Origin of the sequence: Flavobacterium sp. KMS (genome assembly GCF_000813005.1) — a bacterium.
Classification (GTDB): Bacteria; Bacteroidota; Bacteroidia; order Flavobacteriales; family Flavobacteriaceae; genus Flavobacterium.
On sequence record NZ_JSYP01000001.1, the window covers coordinates 508,117 to 531,976 of the forward strand.

A 23,860-nucleotide genomic window follows, 5' to 3' on the forward strand; every position below is an offset into this window, starting at 1 on the left:
TTATTACCTAACGACTAAAAATAACGCCAATCAACTGACCTTTAAACCCTTGAGTTATGGAAAAAAAACTACTCATTAGACTAATATTCCTCCTTATTAGTTCCCAAATTTTTGCATTCCAAACCCCAACAAACATTCCAATTCCTGATACAGAATACCAAGCTTTGGTCGATTTTTACAAAGCTACCGGTGAGTCCAACTGGAATAATAAATGGAATACCAAAGAAAATAATCTTCACGAAGTTGCCTGGTATGGTGTAACCGTAGAAAACGGACACGTAACAGCAATTAACCTCAACAATACAAGTAACATTGTTGGAAAAATCCCAGTATCTTTTGGGAATTTAAAATTCTTAAAAAGCCTTTCCCTTTACGGCGCAAGTTACAGCAAAGACTTAAGCACAACCGATTTGGGAGTTCTATCAGAATTAGAAGCGCTAGAAACTCTCGACCTAAGAAATTGTAACATAAAAGGTAGCATTCCTGCTTCATGGAATAAGCTAAAAAAATTAAAAACCTTATATCTAAGCAACAACGCCATCACTTCTTTACCTAAAGAAATTGGAGAGATGGAAAACTTAATAACTTTAGAATTATCTACCAACCAGATAACTGTTTTAACAAAAGAATTAGAAAACCTTACTGCTTTAAAAACAGTAAATCTAGCCAGCAATAAAGTATCAACTATCGACGCTTTATTAAAAAGTACTGTTAGCTTAGAATTAAATTCCCAAACTCTTAGCATTGATAAATTGCAATATGAGGGAGTTGATTTAAAAATTAGCAATCTCCCAAATGTTGTTCTTTACAACAGAACCAAAAATGATTTCTCGGCCAGAAGACCAATAGGAATTTATGTGCGCGGGAGTCAGGTGGGAACAAATGTAACCGTTGCCGAAGATGGTAGCCTTACGATTCCATCGGCTTATCTGGCTACATTAAAAAATGGAGATGAAGTATATCTGCGTCAGCAATATGATGGAACTTCTGGAGCGGCATATTATAGTAATATTTATTTCACTACTGTAAAAGTAAACCAACCCGGAATACCAAATATAGAATATCAGGCATTGGTCGATTTTTACAATGCCATGAATGGTAGCAAATGGAATAATAAATGGGACATTAACGAAAACAACCTTAATGAAGGTGCATGGAATGGTCTAAGTATAGAAAACGGACATGTAACGGGAATTAACCTCAACAATACCAACAATATATCGGGAGCAATACCGGCTTCTTTTGGAAACTTAAAATATCTAAAAAGCTTTTCTCTATATGGAGGAAACTACGGTAAAGATTTAAATACTACAGATTTGAGTTCTCTATCAGAACTAGAATCTCTAGAAACTCTTGATCTAAGATATACCAAGCTAAAAGGGAATATCCCAGCTTCATGGAGTAAACTAAAAAAATTAAAAACATTGTATTTAAGCAACAATACAATTACCGGATTACCAGATGAACTAGGAGAAATAGAAAATCTGGTAACCTTGGACTTATCTTCCAACCTGATAAAAACAATTCCAGTTTCTATAGGTAATCTCTCTTATTTAGTAACGCTAAACTTAGCCAGTAATCAGATAGAAGTTCTTATAAAAGAATTTGAAGGTTTAAACGCTTTAAAAACGTTAGATCTTTCAAGCAACAAAATTTCGAATATTGTAGCCTTGCTAAAAAGTACGGTAAGCTTAGAGCTAAATTCTCAATCTATAAGCCTGGAAAACTTTTTGTACAGTGGTACCGATGTAAAAATCGATAACATACCGAATATAGTTACCTATAATAAATCTAAAAATGATTTTTCGGGCAGAAGACAAATTGGTGTTTACATACGAGGCAGTCAGGTAGGAGCAAATATTGCAATGGCAGAAGATGCCAGCCTAACTATTCCGGCAAGTTATCTCGCAACCTTAAAAACAGGCGATCAGGTATATCTACGCATACAATATGATGGAACGCTTAGTGCTGCTTATTATACCAACATCTTTTTTACTAATGTAAAAGTTGACCAACCACAAATACCCGATTTAGAATATCAGGCTTTAGTAGATTTTTATAATACTATGGGCGGAACACAATGGAATAATAAATGGTATATAACTCAGAACAATCTTCACGAAGGTGCATGGTATGGTGTGGGTATCGAAAACGGACATATTACAAGCCTTAACCTTAACAATAATAGTAATGTTGCGGGAGCAATACCAGCTTCTTTTAAAAATTTAAAATATCTAAAAAGTCTTTCTCTTTATGGAGGAAGTTATACCAAAGATTTAAGCACAACCGATTTAGGAATCTTATCTGACTTTGAATTTCTGGAAACTTTAGATTTAAGATATTCAAAATTAAAAGGAGATATTCCTGCTTCATGGGGTAAATTAAAAAAACTAAAATCATTGTATTTAAGTTACAATGCAATTACAGGATTGCCAGAAGAGTTTGGCACAATGGAAAGTCTGGTAACGATAGATTTATCATCCAACCAGATAAAAGCTATCCCAGTATCAATAGGCAACCTCTTAAATCTTGTAACCTTAAACCTGGCAAGTAACCAAATAGAAGTACTTATAAAAGAATTCGAAAATCTGAATGCATTAAAAACACTAGATCTTTCAAGCAATAAAATATCCAATATTGTAGCGTTGCTAAAAAGTACCGTAAGCCTCGAGCTAAATTCACAAACCGTAAACATAGAGAATTTCTTGTACGAAGGAACCGATGTAAAAGTGGACAATTTCCCGAATGTAGTTACTTACAATAAATCTAAAAATGATTTCTCAGGTCGAAGACAAATTGGCGTTTACATACGCGGTAGTCAGGTAGGAGCAAATTTAACTATGGCGCCAGATGCCAGCCTGACGATTCCTGTAAGCTATCTCGCTACACTAAAAACCGGAGATCAATTATACCTGCGTCAGCAATACGACGGAACACTAAGTGCAGCATATTATACCAACATCTTTTTTACTAATGTAAAAGTTAATCAGCCAAAAATACCCGATGCCGAATACGAAGCTTTGGTCGATTTTTATACCGTAATGGGCGGCAATAAATGGACTAATAAATGGGACACTAGCCTGAACAACCTTCATGAAGGAGCATGGTACGGTGTGAGTATCGAAAACGGACATATAACAGGTCTTAACCTTAATAATAACAATTACGTTGCGGGATCAATTCCTGCTTCTTTTGGAAATTTAAAATTCCTAAAAAATCTTTCTCTTTATGGAGGAAGTTACCCCAAAGATTTAAGCACTACCGATTTAAGTGTTTTATCTGAGTTAGAATCTCTAGAAACTTTAGACTTAAGATATAGCAAATTAAAAGGAGACATACCTGCTTCATGGAGCAAGCTTAAGAAACTAAAATCATTGTATTTAAGTAGCAATGCAATTACAGGATTGCCAGAAGATTTGGGCGCAATGACAAGTCTTGTTACAATGGATTTATCTGTTAATCAGCTAAAAACTATCCCTGCATCAATAGGTTCTCTTGCCAATTTAACAACTATAAACCTAAATAGCAATCAGATAGAAGTTCTTATAAAAGAATTAGAAAACCTAAATGCATTAACATCTTTAGATCTTTCTAGCAATAAAGTAGGTACTATTCAGGGATTATTAAAAACTTCTGTAGCTCTGGAATTAAACTCACAAACTCTTAGTATAGAAAACTTTCTGTACGAAGGAACCGATGTAAAGATTAGTAATTTACCTAATACCGTTCTTTATAACAGACCTATTAATGATTTTTCGGCAAAAAGACAATTCATAGTATACGTGCGTGGTACTCAGGTAGGAACTAACCTAACCGTTGCGCAAGATACTAGCTTAACCATTCCTGCAACTTATCTGGCAACACTAAAAACAGGAGATCAGTTATATCTGCGTCAGCAATATGATGGAGCTTCGGGAGCAGCTTATTATAGTAATATTTATTTCACTAATGTAAAAGTAGATCAGCCTAAGATTCCAGATGTAGAATATCAAGCTTTGGTTGATTTTTATAATGCAATGGGAGGCAGTAAATGGACTAATAAATGGGACACTAGCCTAAATAATTTGCATGAAGGTCCCTGGTATGGTGTAAGTATACAAAACGGACATATTACTGGTATTAATCTCAACAATAATAGCAACGTTACAGGAGCAATACCTGCTTCTTTTGGAAATTTAAAATTCCTGAAAAACCTTTCTTTGTATGGAGGAAACTACACAAAAGATTTAAGCACCACCGATTTAGCAATCTTTTCTGAGCTGGAATCTCTAGAGTCTTTAGATTTAAGATATTGCAAATTAAAAGGTGTTATTCCTTCTTCATGGGGAAAATTAAAAGCATTTAAAACACTTACTCTAAGTTATAATAATATCGAAAATGCAGACGAAGCATTAGCTAGTTTACCTTTACTAAAAACAGTTGATTTTACATATCAAACCATCGCCATCCCAACTATAGAAGTAGGTGCAAATGAATTGGTGATAAACCTGCCAACACTTAGCACTTTTATTTTTAACGCTGATGGAGGAAGTATTAACAACAAAAATTATTTTACGCTTTTCATCAATGGCGTAAATAAAGTATCAAATTATTCTAATAAAGAAGGCAACTTAATCTTTAAGGATATAGCATTACTGAGCATAAAACTAACCGACAAAATTTCGATTACACAAAACGACGGAACTGCTCAGGGAACAACTATCAACTATAATAAAGTAACATTTGGAAAACCATTGGCAGAGGAAGAATTTGAAATTCTAAAAAAATTCTATGCTAGTACTAATGGAGCACAATGGACTCAAAAATGGGATACTTCACAAAACAAACTTCATGAAGTAAGTTGGTATGGTGTAGGCACAAAAGAAGGTCATGTTGTATCAATAAGTTTATCAGGAAATAATCTGTCAGGAACACTTCCTGAAGAATTATCTGGTTTAACCTATCTGGAAACCCTAAACCTGCAATCGAATGTTATTGAAGGAAATATTCCAACAACTATTGGGCAACTCACAAATTTAAAAACCCTGAACTTACAAGCAAATAAACTAGGAGGAACAATACCAATACTTTCTGGAATATCAGGGTTAAAAAAATTATCTATAGCAGCCAACCTGTTTAAAGGAACTATCCCGGCACAATTCAATCAATTTCAGAATATAGAACAACTGGATTTATCTAATAATGGTTTTGATGCTCTGGAAACAGCATTTACCTATGATCTGAGTAAAGTATATGTAAACCTAAGAGGACAAACAATTGTAAAAGAGGAGTTCCTGTATTTAAAAGGAGACGAAATTAGTGTAGTCTTACCTCCTATCACTACCTATAACGAAACTAATCCAGAGCAAGAAGGAAAGTATTTATTTGCCTTACAAGCAAATAACTTTAAAATATCTGAGGCAACACCAGAAGGCAATATTCTTGTATTCCCGAGCGTATCTATTGCAGATGTTCCTGCGGGAGCAAAAATTACTATCTGGCAAAGAACAGGTGCTTCTCAAGGTACTTACTTGCAATATAAAGGAATTGCAGACGGATCTGAAACACCTCTTCTAGCAGAAGAATTTGATGCCTTAGTTGCATTTTTCCAAAAAGCCGGAGGTGCAAACTGGAAAACACCTTGGGATATATCTACAAATAATCTTCATGAAAAAAGATGGAAAGGAGTTACAACCAATGATGGACACGTGGTAGCAATTAACCTAACCGATAATAACTTAATTGGAGATATAAGTGCCGAGTTAGGCAAATTTGTAGAGCTACAAAGCCTTAACCTAACCCGTAATAAATTAACAGGCAGTATTCCAGACGAGTTATCAAGATTAACCAAACTTAAAACAATCGACCTTTCGGAGAATGAACTTACTGAAACAAATGTTGTATTTCCGTCCAACGTGAATTTTAAAATTGACCGTCAAAAAATTAATTTAGGTGCATTACCGCTAACAGTAAATACAGTAATAAAAGACAAGAAGATAAATCGTTACGACCATACCAATCAGTTATTCAGTCCAAGTCAATCGTATAATATGACGCTAAAAGACAATTACCAAATGGTAACAGTTCCTGAAGATGGTATTAAGCTAATGAATATAATGAGCGAATGGAATATTCCTAACAACCAAACTCTTGAGCTTAGACAAATAGCCGGATCAGCTAGAAATAGTATCCTTACTTATACATTAACCTATCGTGAGGGAGACAGCAATCTGGATGGTATTGTAAATATATTAGACATCCAATCTTCTTTAAATTATACTCTGAGCCAAAAACCAAAGTATTTTAATTATGCTGCAGCCGATATTAATAAGGATAAGAATTTAAACCTCTTGGATATTATTCTTCTGATAAATAAAATTCAGGATGGAGTACAAGAAAAAGTACAACAAGCTGCTAAACGTTTTGCCTTAACAAATGATCAGAATACAGTGTTAAGTATTGAAGATGATATTTTATACATCGATAGTCAAGCAACAGCTACAGCAGCATTTGACATTCGTTTAAAAGGAATAAGCAAAGAACAAGTATCAGATTTACTTTCTGCCAAAGGATATACAGTATCTATTGCAGAGAATAAAGAAGAAACAAGTGTTGTCGGATTCTCTATAGACAAAACATTATCGGGTAAGGTGGCTATTGCCAAAGTAGCGCCTAAAACGACTATTGTTTCTGCCGTAATATCTGATGATAATGCAAACGAAGTTCCTTATAAAATTGTAAACGGAACACTAGGAATAGATGATATTGATGCTAATTCTGGAAAAGATATTGTTATGAACTTCCCTAACCCTTTTAGAGAACAAACAACAATAAAATATCATTTACTAGAAAACGCAACTAAGGTAACGCTGAAAGTCTACAATATGCAAGGGCAAATTGTTCGACTACAATCAGATTTAGAAACCTCAGAAGGGAAACATGAAGCGGTCTTTTTACAAAAAGAACTTGCTGCTGGTGTATATTTTTATACTCTGGAAGTACAAGCTTCAAACAGCCCAAAAATATTTAAAGGAAAAATGTTAATACAATAAATTTATTAAAATGACATCTACTAAATTAACCCCTATAAAATTAAGACCCTTTCTTGCATTTATTCTTCTGTTTTTAGGAACACTTACTTATGCCCAAAATAGTCTAAAAGTTATAAATGCAACTGCTGGACCAGGAGAAGAATCAAAAATTTTGATCGATTTATCCAATACAGATGAAGTAGTTGGAGCTGAGTTTACGCTAACAGTTCCACAAGGACTTATCATTAACGAAAAAGCAAGCAAAATAAGTGATAGCCGTAAAGGAGATCACGCTGTTTATGCAAACATCGAGAAGAATAATCCACGAAATTATCATTTTATAATTCTCTCGCTAACAAGTAATCCTTTTAAAGGAAATAGCGGGACTTTATTAGAAATTCCAATCGAAATTCCGATAAATTATCCGTCTGGGCAAACTCATAACCTAAACCTTTCTAGTGTTGTATTGAGTTCTAAAAATGCAATAGACATAGGCTCAAACCATACAAACGGAATACTTACAATAGCAACAGCACAATATCCCGATTTAACTATTTCGGGTATAACAAGCAGCGAATCTCAGATTACTCCTAACGGAAAAATTACATTGTCATGGGGAGTAAACAACATCGGAGATCGTATTGCATCTGGAGGATGGACAGAACAAATTAGTATAATTTCGGAAACAACCGGTATCGAGTATAATTTAGGAAGTGTTTCCTATGATGGTGATTTAGAAAGCAAGAAAACCATTAGCCGAAATGCTACTTTCAACCTTCCTAAAATTATAGGGATAGACGGAAACGTAAAAATAAAAATAAACCTGGTTCCTAATCCATCTGTAAAAGAACCAGATGCGTTACAAGCCAACAATAAACTTATTAGTCCCAATACAATATTGCTCGAAAAAATATTGTATTTAACCTTAGATAAAAAATCTATTCCCGAAAATGCAACAGAAGTAATCCGGGCAACCATAACCCAAAGCGGAGACCGAAGCACTGATAAAACATATCAACTTGCTGCTTCGCAAAACGGACAACTAGATTTTCCTGCGAGTATAAAAATCCCTAAAGACCAATCATCTGTCGTTTTTTATATAAAACCTGTAGACAATACTGCTGCCGATGGAAATAGAACAGTAGCGTTATCTGTAACGGGCAATGATTACCCTACAGTTTCGAATAATATCGAAATTATAGATGATGAGGTTTCATTAATTACACTAACACCATCAAAAACAACAGCCACAGATGGGGAGATAATTACTGTTACTTTACAAACCGATTTTGCAAAAACCAAAGACACAAAATTCAGCATTACTGCTGATCAGAATTCCCGTTGGAATATCCCATCAGAAATCATTCTTCCATCAGGAAGCAAAAGTGTTTCTTTTTCTGTTCAGGTTAGAGACAATAAAGTACCAGAAGCAACAGTAATAGGAAAGATTACAATCCGAGCCGAAGGTTTCCAGGCTAGTAGCACCGAAATCATCTTAAAAAGCTCGAACATTCCTACTTTTGAATTCGAGATAACACCCGAAACCATTTCTAAAGGAGATGGAGTTTATGCAACTTATGCTATCATAAAGCGATTGGATAAAACAGACGTTAGCATAAAAATCCGTTTGTCTGCCAATGTAGCAAATACTTTAATTCTTCCCGATATTATTGAATTTCCTGCAAATGTAAACCAGAAAAAAATCAATATTGGAGTTATAAATAACGGACTTGTCGATGGAACAAAAACTGTAAAAGTAACCGCAGATGCTTATATTCCTTCTTGTAACTGTACAGTTGCTGCAGGAAACGGAGGAAGCCAATTGGTAAAAACCATTACCATACTAGATAGTAATGGCCCTGCTTTGTTTGTAAAAGCAAACCCTACAACCGTTAAGGCAGGACAAGAAAATTCTGCAAAAATAACTATTGCAAGAAATACTGTAGATACATCGACAGCTATTCCTGTCAGACTTTCGTCAGATGCTCCTACAATTGTATCTATTCCTGCAACTGCTACTATTCCTGTAGGAAAAGAAGCCATAGAGATAGAAATAAGCACTAAAATAGATCCAAATAAAAAAGGAGATCAAACCATACGTGTTCAAGCCGAAGCAGACAATTATAGTTCTGGATTTGCGTGGATAATTGTAACCGATCAAAATAAACCTGATGCTACTATTACAAAAATAAACACTGTAACTCAAGCAACAGGAAAAGATAACATCGAAGTAGCTACAACAATTACCAATCAAGGATTTGCCATTCTTACCAAAGGTTCTAAAATAGAATATTACCTTTCTAAAGATAAATCTACAAAAAATGCAATCCTCCTGGCAACTACCGAATTAGACAAAGATATCGAAGCAGGAAAATCACTAAATTTAGTTAAACCTATTCAGCTCCCTGAAAAAGCTGGCGATTATTTTTTAATTGTAACTATAAATTCAAATCAAAAAACAGACGAATTAACATTTACAAATAACGAAGCCAATACTGAAATAAAATTACTTCCGGGTTATTTTGCAACCGCTACCGTAGCTAAATCATTATACAAATCTGGTGAGTTAGTTACTATAACCGGATCTGCCAAAATGCTCAATAATTCTCCTGCTACAATCAAAGAAGTAGAAATCACGATTACAAGCGGAAACTTTGTTCGCCTATATACCGTTACAACAAATGCTTCTGGAAACTTTGCTTATGATTTTGAACCGCTACAAACAGAAAACGGGCACTATGGCGTAAGTGCTGGTTACCCAGGAACGAATAATACTGCACAAGCAGAATTTGACATTATTGGTTTTGAATGGACCAACAAACCATCTGGTTATTTAAAATGGGAAGTAGTAGAAAAAACACCTTTTAAAGGAGAGTTTAAATTAAAAAACAATGGCAAAACTGCGCTAACTAATATAAAAGTTGAACTTCCTGCAGATGCTGGATTTAACATTCAAGTAACGCCATTAACACTGGCAGCAGGACAAGAAGCCATATTAAACTATACAATATTAGCCGATAAAGCTTCTGAAGAAGAGAAGTACTACCCTATTAACTTTACCATCTCATCTGATGAAGGAGCAAAACTAACAGCTCTAGCTTATTACCATTGTCAAATTCAAACAGCAAAAATAGTAGCAAACCCTGTGAGTATTAATACCACAATGACCAAAGGAAGTTCTCGCTATTATGAATTGGCAATTACCAATACTGGAGCTATAGATGCCGAAAAAGTAAAAGTGGAATTACCTAAACTAGACTGGATGAAACTTAAAAGTCAATCCGTTATAGATAAAATAGCTCCAAATGAAACCGCTAATATAATATTAGAATTAGCCCCTACAGAGAAACAACAAGTTAACATTCCTCTATCTGGAAACTTAGCAATATCTCTTGCTAATGGGCAAGGAATTAGTGTCCCTTTTAAAATAGAAACAGTATCCGAATCCAAAGGTTCTTTACTTATTGATGCAGTCGATGACTATACATACAATACTGTAGAAGCACCACATCTAAAAGGAGCAAAAGTAGTAGTACGTCATCCATTCTCGGGCGTTATTGTTGCAGAAGGAGTAACTGATCAAAACGGATTATTTAATGCCGAAAATCTTCCAGAAGGAAGTTATGTTTTAACCGTAACGGCTGACAAACACAGTAATCATCAAAGTAATATTTTGGTTGATCCGGGTAAAGTTAACAAGCAAAGTATTTATTTGGCTTATCAGGCAATCAGCTACGAATGGACTGTAAAACCTACAGAAATAGAAGATAAATATGAAACTGAACTTGTTGTAAAATACGAAACCAATGTTCCCATTCCGGTAGTTGTCGTAGAAATGGATAAAAAAGTTCAGGATATAGCCAAAGGAAGTAGCTATATACTAATGGCAACCCTTACAAACAAAGGGCTTATTACTGCCAAAGATGTATATCTGCAGTTTCCGAGTGACAACGAATATAAGTTTACACCATTAATTGATAAAATAGATATATTAGCCAAACAATCTATCCAAATTCCTGTTAAGGTCGAAAGAATGACGGGAACCATATTAAGAGCGGCAGCATCAACAGCTCCTTGTGATGCAGTTGTAATGGCTTGGTATACGTATCAATGTATTGATAGTCATTGGGTAGCTGTACCACATTCATTTTCTTTTTCGAGAGAATGTACCAATCCAGGACCTGTAGACATTCCGGTAATTAATGGTCCAAATTATGTATATTGTAGAAATTGTCCTGTACCAGGAGGAACCGGTTATTCCCCAATCGATTTTACTTATGATGCCAATATTACATGTGACCCATGTGCATTTGCCATTGGAACTGCAGTTCTAGCCTGTTATCCACCTACAGTTCTTCTTAGTTGTGGGCTTTCTCTACTTACATCGACTACTTGGGAAGATGCAATAATAAGCGGAATCGGATGCCTCATAAAAAAACAGACTTATGGTTGTATATGGGGAGCATTAAGCGCGGTAAAAACGTGTCTGGGACTTTCAATAACAGGTCGAAACGCAGGACCAAGCTTGTTCGAAGTAATTGAACAGGATTTAACAAAATTAAAAGCTGCAGACGATGCTTTTACCAAGAAAAAAGAACTTATTTTTAATAACAATAAAATTCTTGAAAGCGAAAGTTTCCCTGATTTTGTAAAAGAAGTAGCCACAAACTTAGATAAGAAACAAATTTTTACCGAAACAGATATTGCTGTTATGAAAAGCAGGTTTGTTTTAACAGATATTAGCGCTGCCGACATAAATGTATTCAGTCAAAGATGGAATGAGTCTGTAGAAGCCTGGAATAAAGGAATTACTTCTCCAAATGCACAATATGCTACCATTATTAGTAAAGATAGTTTAGATGTTTATGCCTTAAAGGCAAAAGAATTAGCAGACCATACAAAAGCAAGAGGTTTTGTTTCTGCTTACGAAATGTATGAAAAAGATAAAAGTGACTTACAAGAATATGTAGACAGAAAATCATCTAATTCTGTTTGTGCCACAGTTACAGTAAAGTTCTCTCAAAAAATGACGATGACCAGAGAAGCTTTTGAAGGTACTTTAACTATGAACAATGGTAGTGATCTTAACTCAATAAAAAACATAAACTTAGATTTGATAATCACAGACGAATCTGGAAATGATATGACCCATCTATTCCAAATTAATAAAGATGCTTTCCTGAGCGGAACAGGAATTGTTGGCCCGCAAAGTAACAAATCTGGAACAGTACTTTTTATACCAACAAAAGAGGCTGCTCCTACAGTTGCTAAATCTTATTCGTTTGGAGGAACATTATCTTATCTGGATCCAAATACAGGAGAAATAGCAACAATAAAATTATACCCAGTTACGCTGGAAGTAAATCCAAGCCCAGATTTAGTACTGCATTATTTTATGCAGCGTGATATTATTGGAGATGACCCATTAACCGAAAAAGTAGAGCCTATGGTTCCTGCAGAAATGGCATTATTAATTAAAAATGAAGGTTACGGTCAAGCCAAAAATGTTCAGGTAGAATCTGTGCAACCTGAAATTATCGAAAACAAAAAAGGACTATTAATTGATTTTGAAATCATCGGTAGTAACTTTAATAATGAGCCTAAACAATTAGGTTTACTGAATGTAGATTTTGGAAATATTGAACCACAAAAAGCTGCTATCGGACAATGGTGGTTTACCAGTACATTGTTAGGACATTTTATAGAATATGATTTAAAAGTAAAACATTTGAGCAGCTACGGAAATAAAAATCTGAGCCTAATAAAAGCATCTTATGTTCATGAACTTATTAAAAGCATAAAGGCTTATGAGGCTGGACATGATAACATAGCCGATTTCTTAGTAAATGATATCGCAGATATAAACGATGTTCCTGATGCTATTTATTATTCTAATGGCGGAAGTGACGAAGTATATAAAGTAAGTACCGCAACTATTTCTAACCCTATTTCACCAACTCAGGTAACGACAATTCTAACTATGAACTCGTCTAAAACAGGATGGAATTATGGTAATTTAACAGATCCGGGTAGAGACAAATACAAACTTGTAAAAGTTGTTAGAAACAGTGATCAACTGGAATTGCCTTTGCTAAACTTCTGGCAAACATTTGTTACATTAAGAGATGGAGCAGATCCTAAATATGAGAACAATCTTCATTTTGTTGACAAAATATCAGGATTAGAAAAATACACATTGTATTATACACCAATAAATACCAATGTACCGAAAGTAGCTTCTTATGAGAGCATTCCGTCAACAACAACCAAAGCAGTAGAATCTGTTCAGGTAAACTTTAATAAAGCCATAAACCCGAGCACCTTTACTGCCCAAAACATAACATTAATTCACCAAGGAAATAAAATCCCTTTTAATGATAGTTTTATAGGTAAAGTAAACGATTCTACTTATGTATTAAACATTAAAACACTAACCGTTGCTTCTGGTTATTATGAACTAACAGTGCAATGTGCAGGAATAAAAGATCTGGAAGAGAACGAAGGAGTTGAAGGTAAATCTGTTTCCTGGACACAAATAATTGGAGAATTAGGAATCATTCAGTTTAAAACAGATCAAACAGAAGCCCAAGCCGTAAATAGCATTGAAATATCATTTAATAAAATAGTAAAACCAATCCAGTTTACTAAAGACAAATTAAAGCTAAACGGAAAACCTTTGGATAACATTTCGATAGTAACGGAGAACAATCAAAAATATACTATCGTAGGATTAAACCAATACAATCTGGAAAAAGGAGAATATGAATTAACTGTTGATTTGCCATCTATGAAAGCCGAAGATAACTCGTTAGGTTTAGTAGTACAATCTCATAAATGGAAAGTTGATTTAGTTGTTCCAGAAGTAGATAGCTTTAAGCCACAATATCAGGGAGCGCTTAATAGCCAGAACGTAACAGATATGCAGATAGTTTTAAATAAACCATTAAAAAATAATTTTGAAGCTAGCTGGATTAAGCTATACAAAGGAAGTGTGGATCTAAATGCTAAATTAACTGTTACAAAACAGGATGATTTACATTATCTGATCTCGGGATTAGGAGAACATACCCATACTGCAGGTGGATACAAACTAGTAATTGATCAATCTAACTTTATAGATGTATCTGGAAATTATGGAACTGGTAATACAAGCACGATGTGGACTGTGAAATTTGATAAACCAGCTTCTCCAAATAATATGCGTATAACTCCTGATAGAGGAATTTCGGCAACAGATAACATTACTTCTGGTAATGATTTATCTATCGCTCTAAAAACTATAGAAAATAAACAATCTATAGAACTTTATGTAATAACTCCAACTAGTAAAGTATTAGTAGATAAAAAATACATAGAAACAGCAGGAGATTTAAGTTTTGTTATTACAGGATATATCGGGAAAAATACTTTTGAGGCCATTGCTTATGATGAATATGGAAATGCTAGTGCCCCTGTAAGTATCGAAACATACATAGATGTTGTGGACTTTAGCAGTACAATTACACCAGTAAAAACCAGCAATACCGATTGTGCCGAAATAGAGCATCTTAAAGTACTTTTTACAGATGAAATCACGGCATCTCAGTTTACAAAAGACGCTTTAATAATCAAAGCTGGAGGAATAAATATCTCTAATGAAAATGCAGTAATCGCTAAAGTATCTGATACTGAATTTAAAATTCAGAATATAGAGAAATTCAATGAGAATGGAGAACTTACATTTGGTATCGATTTATCTAAACTACATAAAAAAACAAGTGCCTTACAAGGAAAAGGAATTGTTTATGAAAATGTGGGTATTATAAATACTATTTTGGCTAGTATAACAGGAGATGCTCTTATTACCGAAACCAATGCTACTACTATCTATACCGCTACTCCAAATATGCAAAGCTATAACTGGACTGTAACCGGAGGAGAAATTGTAAGTCAGGCAAATAATACTGTTACCATAAAATGGACACAAAAGGGTACACAAACTCTTTCTCTAAATTATGTAACAACAGGTTTATGTAGCAAGACAACATCTTCAGAAATAAAAGTAGATGCTACTCTGGCTATCGATGATCATACAAATCCAGATAAAAAAGGATTAACAATTGCTCCCGTTCCTAATAATGGTACATTCACACTATCTTTAATCGGTGAGCAAGGAACATTTAAACTCACAATATATGATGTGGGAGGAAGAATTGTTTATGAACAGGATAAAATAAATGTAAACGATAACTTTAAAAAAGAAATCCATACCCATTTAAAAACTACTGGAGTATATTATCTGGTATTACGCAATTCAGAAACAACTTATAAATCTAATTTCTTAATTAAATAGAAAAAAGGGATGCTATAAAGCATCCCTTTTTTTATCAAAATAGAACAGAATAAAAAACGCACCTAACATTTTAGACATCAGTTATTTAAAACAAAAACATCTAATGTAATTAGTATTTAATATTTTATTAAATTTGAACAACTAACCTTAAACCCTAATCTTATGGAAATGAATTTCTTAGCATTTTTTGCTTCGGCACTAACAACTCTTGTTACTGGTTTTATCTGGTATAACCCTAAAGTATTTGGAACTATCTGGATGAGAGAAGCTGGAGTAACTCAAGAAGACCTCCAGAAAGGAAGTATGCTTAAAATATTCGTATTAACATACATCTTTTCTTTAATGATGACTATAATTGTTTCGGGATTAACAATACATCAATCGGGCGCTGTAGGAATGGTAGGCGGACCACCAATGATAGAAAGTGCAAAACCTTCTTTTGCAGCTTTTATGGCCGATTACGGAACTGCATTTCGCACTTTTAAACATGGAGCACTTCATGGCTTCATGACAGGTTTATTCTTTGCTTTCCCTATGTTAGCAATCAATGGTTTATTCGAAAGAAAATCTTGGAAATATATTTTTGTGCATGCCGGATATTGGATTCTTACCCTAACTATTATGGGAGGAATTATTTGTGCCTGGGCATAAATAATTAAAACATAAAATCCGTTTGAAATTAGAAAATCAAACGGATTTCTTTTTTGGAAAATTTACAAGTAAAACAAACCGTAAATTATATTATTCTGTTATTATTAAGTAAATTTGAACAATATAGTACTCTTACCTTGAATGCATCTTATTCCTTCCAGATTTATACTAATACAGCCTCACTTCCTGAAACATGGAATGACTTGGCAACGCATAATATTTTCTTATCCAGAGAATATCTGGAAGTATTAGAAAAATCGGCACCAACCAATATGTTGTGCCATTATATCGGACTTTTTAAAGACGCTGAATTAGTTGGTATTGCTCTAACCCAATTCTTAGATTCTAATAAGCTCGAGTCATTTGGAGAACGAGATAAATGTGTAAAAACTTCCGTTCGTAATTTTGCTTTCAAGAAATTCGCTTCCCATGTTTTATTTGTTGGAAACAACATGCTTACAGGTCAAAATGCTTATTCATTTTCTGAAAAAATAAGCCAACCAAAAGCAATTAAACTATTGCACAAAGGAATCAATGCTCTAAAAAAAGATTTTAAATCGAAAGGGCAAAAAATCCATATTACAACTATCAAAGATTTTTCGGCAACTGAAATTGATATGCTTTCTGCCGAATTTAAAAAAGGCTACACGTTTTCTATCCAGCCAAATATGGTTTTTAAAATCAATGAAGATTGGAAAACCGAAGAAGATTATATTAATGCATTATCCAAAAAATACCGCGATCAATACAAACGTACTCGCAAGAAAGCTCTAGGAATAGAAAAAAGAAAAATGGATCTAGAAGATATCATTGCTTTTGAAGATGTTATTTACGACCTATATCATCACGTAGCCAAAAATGCTCCTTTTAATACCTTTTTCTTAGCCAAGAATCATTTTAGAGTTTTTAAAGAAACACTAAAAGAGAAGTTTCTTTTTTATGGTTATTTTATTGATGGAAAACTAATTGGTTTCAATACTTTAATCATGAATGGAACTGCAATGGATACTTATTTTTTAGGTTATGACGAAAGTGTTCAGCGCGAAAAAATGCTGTATTTAAACATGCTTTACGACATGATTGCACTTTCTATAAACAGGAATTTTAAAGAAGTTATTTTTGCCAGAACTGCTCTCGAAATAAAAAGTTCTGTGGGTGCAAAACCAGTAAAATTATACGGACTTATCACACACAGTAATAAACTGATTAACCATAATATCGCCAAATTATTTAATTATCTGGAACCAAAAACAGATTGGCAAGAACGAAATCCGTTTAAATAATTAAATCCATTATTATACCAAATTAGATAGGCTTTCTTTTTTATAAATCATCAAATAAAATTCCTCTTTTGTTCATCCAGCCTCCGGTATGATTCCTTTTTTTATATCTTAAATAGTTATAACTAAAAAAATCAATATTAGAAAAACGCATCTTATTTACCTTAAAATCTTTATCATAAAAATCCATTTGATTGTTTTTGTTTAAAATCACAAAACCATTTAATGAATAAATCTTATCGTATTTTATAGGTACTATTTCCTTCAAAGTGATCGTATCATTTTTTTGTTTAAACATGTAAAGCCCTTCCTTTTTATTTTTTATTAATATCACTCGATCATCAAAACCACCATTCACAGAATATTCCATAGTCTTTCCTCGGCTTATAAAAAGCAGCGAATCAAATTTTATTTTAGAGTCGATAAAAATATTTTTAGGCATCGATGTATAACCATAAGTCATTTCTGCATTAACGATTTTCCTAATTCTGTTCCGTTTTATACTCAATGCATATCTTGTAACAGTTCCACAGCCTAAAGCTCTATTGCTGTAAAATGCGGGAGTAAAAACACGAGTGTCAATTTTTTTAATTTTGTTTTCTGTCAATATCTCTATATTCCCAGATCTTTGATAAATGTCACGGTAGGCAAAAGTGCTGTCTAATACAAAATCAGAATTGTAGAATTTTACAGTCTTATCATCGATCGTAACAAAATGTTTGTTATTGTAATATTTTAACGGAAAGTCATCCAAGATCTTTTGATTGCCCTTAAAAACCGTATAACTGCTGTCTTTTCTTATTTTAAGAGTATATTTTCCAATTTCAAAATATCCTGTTTCCATATTAACAGCATTTTTATCCTTTATGGAAACCTTAAGACCATAAGTGTTATAATCACTTTGCAAATCCAGAAAACTTGTTTTTATCTCATTATCTTTTTTATAAATCAAACCTAGACGTGAAGACCAATAAATAATTTTATTATTAGCCATGACCATCTTATGTATTTCATCTTCTTTTTCACTTTCTAATTCCCAAACCTCTTTCTTTCTTATTACTTTACAAACCAAAACACTATCATTCTTCAAGAAATAAAAATGTTTCAAATGAGGCTGATTCACAAAGTAAACTTTGTCTCTAAACTCTTTTAACAAATCAAAATCACTATTCAAATCAGAGAGTTTTATCGCATCCATACTGCCATAATATTTTTTGTCTATAAAATCTACTTTTTCTGTAGCATAAACATCGAATATATTACTATGAAAAAAATTGCCGCGACTTTCAGTAAACCCTTTTTTCTCAATTTTATAAAAATAAAGCGTGTTGCTATTAACTTGACAATAATCGTAGTTAGTAATGTCTGTAACTTTGTTTTGCGCATTCGCGATTGTCACAAAAACAAATAGAATTAAGAGAAGTTTATTTTTCATTAATAGTAATATTATCGACTAATCTTCTTGTTCAGCATTTTGAATTAAATCCTGCATAATCTCTATTCTTTCCTTAAGCGTTATTTCATTAGATAATTTTTCTTTTAGCTTTCCCATTACACTATCATCCATATAGTCTGTATTTGTAGCCCTTTCGTATGCCTCATTAAAATCATAGGAACTAAAATACTCTTCTTCATTTTTGCTTAGTATCTCCTTCATTTTATTAATATAAAATTGTTTTACTTCTTCGGGAAATTTTTCCGAAATCAATTTATAGTAGCTTTCATTTCCCCCCAAAAAATTATCTTTCGCCAAGATTAATTGTTTCTCGGTTAAGACTAAAGTATCCGATTTTAAAACTTTTACTTGTCTGTAATAATTTATAAAATCATACTTGGGCAAGTCATTACACTTCAAATAATAGTCAATACTTTTTTCATAACGTTCTTCTGGTGATTTTGAATTTTCAATTTCTTTTACCTTTTTTATTTTCTCAATTATATTTTTCCAGTCAGAATCACTTTTCGAAAGATGCACCAATAACGTCAGTTTCTTTTTTTCTTTTTTAAAAAACAGTATACCATAATATTTTCTATTAGAATCAACGCCTTCCGCAATGCCCATACAAGTTTCACCATTCATCATACTGCTTTCGTAATAATCATTTTCACTTTGAGGGCAAAAAATTTCTTTATCTATAAATTTAATATTAGAGTCATTTTTTATGATTTCCTCATAATTATTTACCTTAATATATCCCACTTTATAATGATCATTAATATACCTATTTCCGTATTCAAAATCTGAATATTCAACAAAAAGGATTAAATCGCTATTCATTGTCAAATTTCTCAAATCAACACTTTGAGAATATATTACACTCTGAATCAGAATAAAAATTGTGAAAAATATTTTTTTCATTATTAATAAATATATGACGGGGTTATTATAAAAACTAAAATACTTTTTTACATTTAAAAACTTACTTTTTTAGTTAAGGTTTTCCCCCTTTTTACTAACCCTTGTATAAATTTTACCCCTAAACTGATTTTTGTCTTTATTCTTTTTTCAAATTAAAACTTCACTTTTAAGGAATGGCAATTTTCATTTGCTTATGCAAAATACGAATATCCAATTTAGTCTGAGCGCCACAATACTCACCATCAATTTGAAAACTAACTGGATGATTTGTTTTTATGACTGCTTGATCTGTCGAAATAATAACAATATCATCAGAATCGATAGGCATATTACCCGTAATTATTTTTCCAAGAATTATTAAATCAAGATTTTTTAAAACAACCAATTCAAATTTACCATCATTAATAGCTCCATTTGGATTAATAACAACGCCTGTTCCATATTTTTGAGAATTGGCAATTACAACCATTCTTGCTTCATGTTCAACCGTTTGATTATTGGCTGTAATAGAAACTACAAAAGAATCTCCAGACTCTTTGATAGTAGTATAAGCTTGAGATGCATAACCCCAAAATCCTCTTATCTCACTTTCTTCATAATTCTTGATTAAATCGGCATTGAGTCCTATATCGCTTAAATGAATACTTTTTTTCCCGTTAATACAAATCATATCCATCTCGATATAATTGTTATTAAAAGCAATACTTAGATTCTCTTCGAGCGTTTTAGGTAAGTTTAAATCAACCGATAATCCGTTGGCAGATCCTGCTGGCAATATCCCAACAATAACATCATATTCCTCCATTGCTTCGGCAACCATTTTTACGGTACCATCTCCACCAGCAACGATAATTCTAACAGGTAAATGTTGGCTATACAGCGCTTGTATTTCGCTGATATCATTCTGCCCCGTAGTTTCGTAAACTTTTAAATTAATATGACACGTTACCGCATAGGATTTTACTGTCTCAATAAGCTCAGATTTATCCAGATCACCCGAAATAGGGTTTACAACAAATAAGATATTCCTTTTCAAAATTTTATCTTTATATTTATTCAAAAGTAATTACACAAGTTATCCCAAAAGTAAGCAATTAATGAAACCTATTTTAAAATTATATCGCGGTTATGCCAATGATCAGGAACTAATTGTTATGGGACACGTTTTTAAACCATCGACTGCCAATGATTATGATTTTCAAAAGCGAAGTTTTAAAAATGCCACTTCTGTTCTTAAACTTTTCCAGATAAAAACAATCCCAAATTACGATGTTTATTTAAAACATGGAGAGAACCAAATTCATACCAAAACGCTCGATGATGGTTTTTTTAAATTCTGCATTCCTTTAAAAGAGGAAACAGGTTTTGGATGGATGAATTACCAAGTTAGCATTTCTCATAAAAACGAAACAATATCCTGTGCCAGCACTTTTATAAGACCTCATGAAGGAAATCTTGGGATTATATCAGATATTGATGATACTTTTTTGGTTTCGCACACACATAATTTCTTCAGGAAATTATATATTTTATTGTTTAGAAACGTAAATGATCGCAAAATATTTGATGAAGTTGTACCGCATTATCAAGCATTAAGTTCTGCAGGAAGAAACAACAAAGAAGAGAAAAATGCTTTTTTTTACATCTCGAGTAGCGAGTGGAATTTATATAGTTTTATTGTTCGTTTTACCAAAATACATGAACTACCAAGGGCTGTAATTTTATTAAAGGATATTAAAACCGGAATTGCCGACTTTTTTATGAGTGGCAGAGGAAACCATGACCATAAGTTTGATAAAATCAAACACGTCCTAGAGTTTTACCCAAACCTAAAATATGTTTTACTAGGTGATGATTCTCAACACGATCCAATGTTATATGAAAGAATTTGCAAAATATTTCCTGTAACGGTAAAAGCGGTTTATATAAGGCAAACTGGTAAAAACAAAAAAGAATCAACGAAAGCAATCCTTAAAAATTTAGAAAACCTTGAGGTTTCTGTTTGCTATTTTAAACACAGCAGCGAAGCCATTGAGCATTCTAAAAAGATTGGAATTATAATGTAACTGTGAAAGGTATTTTGAAAATGTGAAATGTCAGCTGAAACTGAAAAACCTTTGTCAAAATTCGAAAACTTTGACAAAGGTTTATAGATAATATTCTTATTTTCAAAAAACTGAAAACTGAGACTAAAAACTGTATTATGCGTTGAAATTATCAATCTCCTCCTGAACTACTTCCCAGTCTGATAATAATTGATCCAAATCTTTTTTCTTTTTATTATATGCCATAAAGAAAGAAGCGTCTTCGATGTGTTTATCATAATTAGATGCCAACATTTTATCGTCATGCTGAATATCTTTTTCTAATTGTTTGATTTGACTTTCGACTTTACTCAAACGATTTTGTAATGCTTTCGTTTTCTTCTGATCTTCGTAAGAAGTTTTATTACTTTCTTTAGGAGCAGCAGCTTTTACAGCATCTTTTTTCTCAACTTCACGCATATTTTCCATATTACGTTGCTCTAAGAAATAGTTAATGTCTCCTAAATATTCTTTTATCTTCTGATCTTTAAATTCGTAAACCAAATTAGACATTCCCTGAAGGAAATCTCTATCGTGAGAAACAAGTAGTAAAGTTCCACCAAATTTTTGAAGTGCCGCTTTTAATACATTCTTAGATTTGATATCCAAGTGATTCGTAGGCTCATCCATTAACAAAACGTTTATAGGTTGTAATAACAACTTACATAATGCCAAACGGTTTCTTTCTCCTCCTGAAAGTACTTTTACTTTTTTCTCTACATCATCTCCACGGAACAAGAATGATCCCAACATATCACGAACTTTTGATCTATTGGTATCCATTGCAGCATCTTCCATTGTTTGCAACAATGTGATTTCTCCGTCTAGGTATTCAGCTTGATTTTGGGCAAAATAACCTAACTGTACATTATGTCCTAATTTTATACTTCCTTGGTATTCAAACTCATCAACGATTGCTTTAATAAAAGTTGATTTTCCTTGTCCATTCTGTCCAACAAAAGCAATTTTGCTTCCGCGTTCCACTAACAGGTTTATGTCTTTAAGAATAACTTTATCTCCGTAAGCCTTTGTAACATTATCGGCTTCTACTACTACTCTACCTGGTTCTTTAGAAACTGGGAAAGAAATATTCATTACCGAATTATCATCTTCGTCAACCTCGATACGCTCTACTTTATCTAATTTCTTGATAAGCGATTGCGCCATAGAAGCTTTAGAAGCTTTTGCACGGAATTTCTCGATTAGTTTTTCTGTTTCTTCTATTTTTTTGGCTTGATTCTTTTGTGTAGCCAATTGTTTTTCACGAATTTCATGACGCAATTCTAAGTACTGAGAATATGGTTTATTAAAATCATATGCTTTACCTAATGAAATTTCGATAGTTCTGTTGGTTACATTATCCAGGAACATTTTATCGTGCGATACAATTACCACTACTCCAGGATAATTACGCAAGAAACTCTCTAACCAAATGATACTCTCGATATCCAAGTGATTCGTAGGCTCATCCAGCAACAATACATCATTAGCTTGTAATAATAATTTAGCTAACTCGATACGCATTCTCCAACCTCCAGAAAAAGTTTCTGTTTGATTATTAAATACTTCTCTTTTAAAACCTAATCCTAAAAGAATTTTCTCTGTATCTCCTACATAATTATAACCTCCTAATAACTCAAAACGATGAGTATAATCAGATAAATCTTCGATAATCTGACTGTATTCTTCGCTTTCATAATCGGTTCTGGTTACCAATTGATGATTAATATGCTCTAATTTTTTCTCAACGACTTTAATATCCGTAAAGGCTTCGTAGGCTTCTTCTAATACTGTTCTTCCTTGTTCAAAATCGATATCTTGACGTAAGAAACCCATTCGAACTTCTTTTTCTGTTGCGATTTGTCCAGAATCTGGTTTAAAATCTCCTGCAAGAATTTTTAGCATTGTTGATTTTCCAGCACCATTTTTTCCTACAAGACCTACTCGGTCTCCAGCACCTAAACGAAAAGTAACTTCTTCAAACAAATAAGTACCTCCAAAAGAAACTGATAAATTATGTATATTAAGCATTTATTATTGTTATTATAAACTAATTGATTGTTTAAATTTATATCTCTAATTTGACTAGAAATCTAATTTTTGTAGACATTAAAAATACCTTTCTCTGAATAACAAAATATTTC

Annotated in this window: 9 protein-coding genes; 5 read left to right on the forward strand and 4 right to left on the reverse strand. The window is 33.0% G+C overall.

All coding sequences use genetic code 11. From position 1 onward, the window contains the following. Nucleotides 1–56 precede the first annotated feature (56 nt). The 4 genes from OA93_RS02180 (at nt 57) to OA93_RS02195 (ending at nt 17,276) form a co-directional block, all read left to right on the forward strand. Nucleotides 57–7,031 (forward strand): leucine-rich repeat domain-containing protein, encoded by a 6,975-nt coding sequence (locus tag OA93_RS02180; protein ID WP_039111481.1) that lies wholly within the window; start codon nt 57–59, stop codon nt 7,029–7,031. A 10-nt stretch (nt 7,032–7,041) separates the two neighbouring features. Continuing rightward, nucleotides 7,042–15,342 carry a CARDB domain-containing protein gene (locus OA93_RS02185; RefSeq protein WP_039111482.1) on the forward strand — a complete coding sequence of 2,767 codons (8,301 nt, stop codon included), beginning with the start codon at nt 7,042–7,044 and terminating at the stop codon, nt 15,340–15,342. A gap of 162 nt (nt 15,343–15,504) precedes the next feature. Next, nucleotides 15,505–15,993: a DUF1761 domain-containing protein gene (locus tag OA93_RS02190; protein ID WP_039111483.1), complete on the forward strand. Its 489-nt coding sequence runs from the start codon at nt 15,505–15,507 to the stop codon at nt 15,991–15,993. 137 nt (nt 15,994–16,130) lie between these two features. Beyond that, the gene (locus OA93_RS02195) at nt 16,131–17,276 is read left to right on the forward strand and encodes a peptidogalycan biosysnthesis protein (RefSeq protein ID WP_039111600.1); all 1,146 of its coding nucleotides are present in this window, start codon (nt 16,131–16,133) and stop codon (nt 17,274–17,276) included. Between the two features lie 40 nt (nt 17,277–17,316). On the opposite strand, the gene OA93_RS02200 is transcribed toward OA93_RS02195, so the two are convergent. From OA93_RS02200 to OA93_RS02210, 3 genes are all read right to left on the reverse strand, one after another. Then, the gene (locus OA93_RS02200; RefSeq protein WP_039111484.1) at nt 17,317–18,708 is read right to left on the reverse strand and encodes a hypothetical protein; all 1,392 of its coding nucleotides are present in this window, start codon (nt 18,706–18,708) and stop codon (nt 17,317–17,319) included. Nucleotides 18,709–18,726: 18 nt separating this feature from the next. Further along, on the reverse strand, nt 18,727–19,632 hold the full coding sequence (locus tag OA93_RS02205; RefSeq protein ID WP_039111485.1) for a hypothetical protein: 906 nt from the start codon (nt 19,630–19,632) through the stop codon (nt 18,727–18,729). Nucleotides 19,633–19,798: 166 nt separating this feature from the next. Beyond that, the gene (locus OA93_RS02210; RefSeq protein WP_039111601.1) at nt 19,799–20,668 is read right to left on the reverse strand and encodes a diacylglycerol kinase family protein; all 870 of its coding nucleotides are present in this window, start codon (nt 20,666–20,668) and stop codon (nt 19,799–19,801) included. Between the two features lie 61 nt (nt 20,669–20,729). Here OA93_RS02210 and OA93_RS02215 point away from each other — a divergent pair, with 61 nt between their 5' ends. Then, the gene (locus OA93_RS02215) at nt 20,730–21,698 is read left to right on the forward strand and encodes an App1 family protein (RefSeq protein WP_039111486.1); all 969 of its coding nucleotides are present in this window, start codon (nt 20,730–20,732) and stop codon (nt 21,696–21,698) included. Nucleotides 21,699–21,833: 135 nt separating this feature from the next. Here the strand turns inward: OA93_RS02215 and OA93_RS02220 are convergent, their stop codons facing one another. Continuing rightward, the gene (locus OA93_RS02220; protein WP_039111487.1) at nt 21,834–23,747 is read right to left on the reverse strand and encodes an ABC-F family ATP-binding cassette domain-containing protein; all 1,914 of its coding nucleotides are present in this window, start codon (nt 23,745–23,747) and stop codon (nt 21,834–21,836) included. Nucleotides 23,748–23,860: the final 113 nt, after the last annotated feature.

What these genes read in the sequence shown, in the direction of transcription:
- OA93_RS02180 (WP_039111481.1), top strand. Translation starts at nt 57, where the DNA reads ATGGAAAAAAAACTACTCATTAGACTAATATTCCTCCTTATTAGTTCC.
- OA93_RS02185 (WP_039111482.1), top strand. Translation starts at nt 7,042, where the DNA reads ATGACATCTACTAAATTAACCCCTATAAAATTAAGACCCTTTCTTGCA.
- OA93_RS02190 (WP_039111483.1), top strand. Translation starts at nt 15,505, where the DNA reads ATGGAAATGAATTTCTTAGCATTTTTTGCTTCGGCACTAACAACTCTT.
- OA93_RS02200 (WP_039111484.1), bottom strand. Translation starts at nt 18,708, where the DNA reads ATGAAAAATAAACTTCTCTTAATTCTATTTGTTTTTGTGACAATCGCG.
- OA93_RS02205 (WP_039111485.1), bottom strand. Translation starts at nt 19,632, where the DNA reads ATGAAAAAAATATTTTTCACAATTTTTATTCTGATTCAGAGTGTAATA.
- OA93_RS02215 (WP_039111486.1), top strand. Translation starts at nt 20,730, where the DNA reads ATGAAACCTATTTTAAAATTATATCGCGGTTATGCCAATGATCAGGAA.
- OA93_RS02220 (WP_039111487.1), bottom strand. Translation starts at nt 23,747, where the DNA reads ATGCTTAATATACATAATTTATCAGTTTCTTTTGGAGGTACTTATTTG.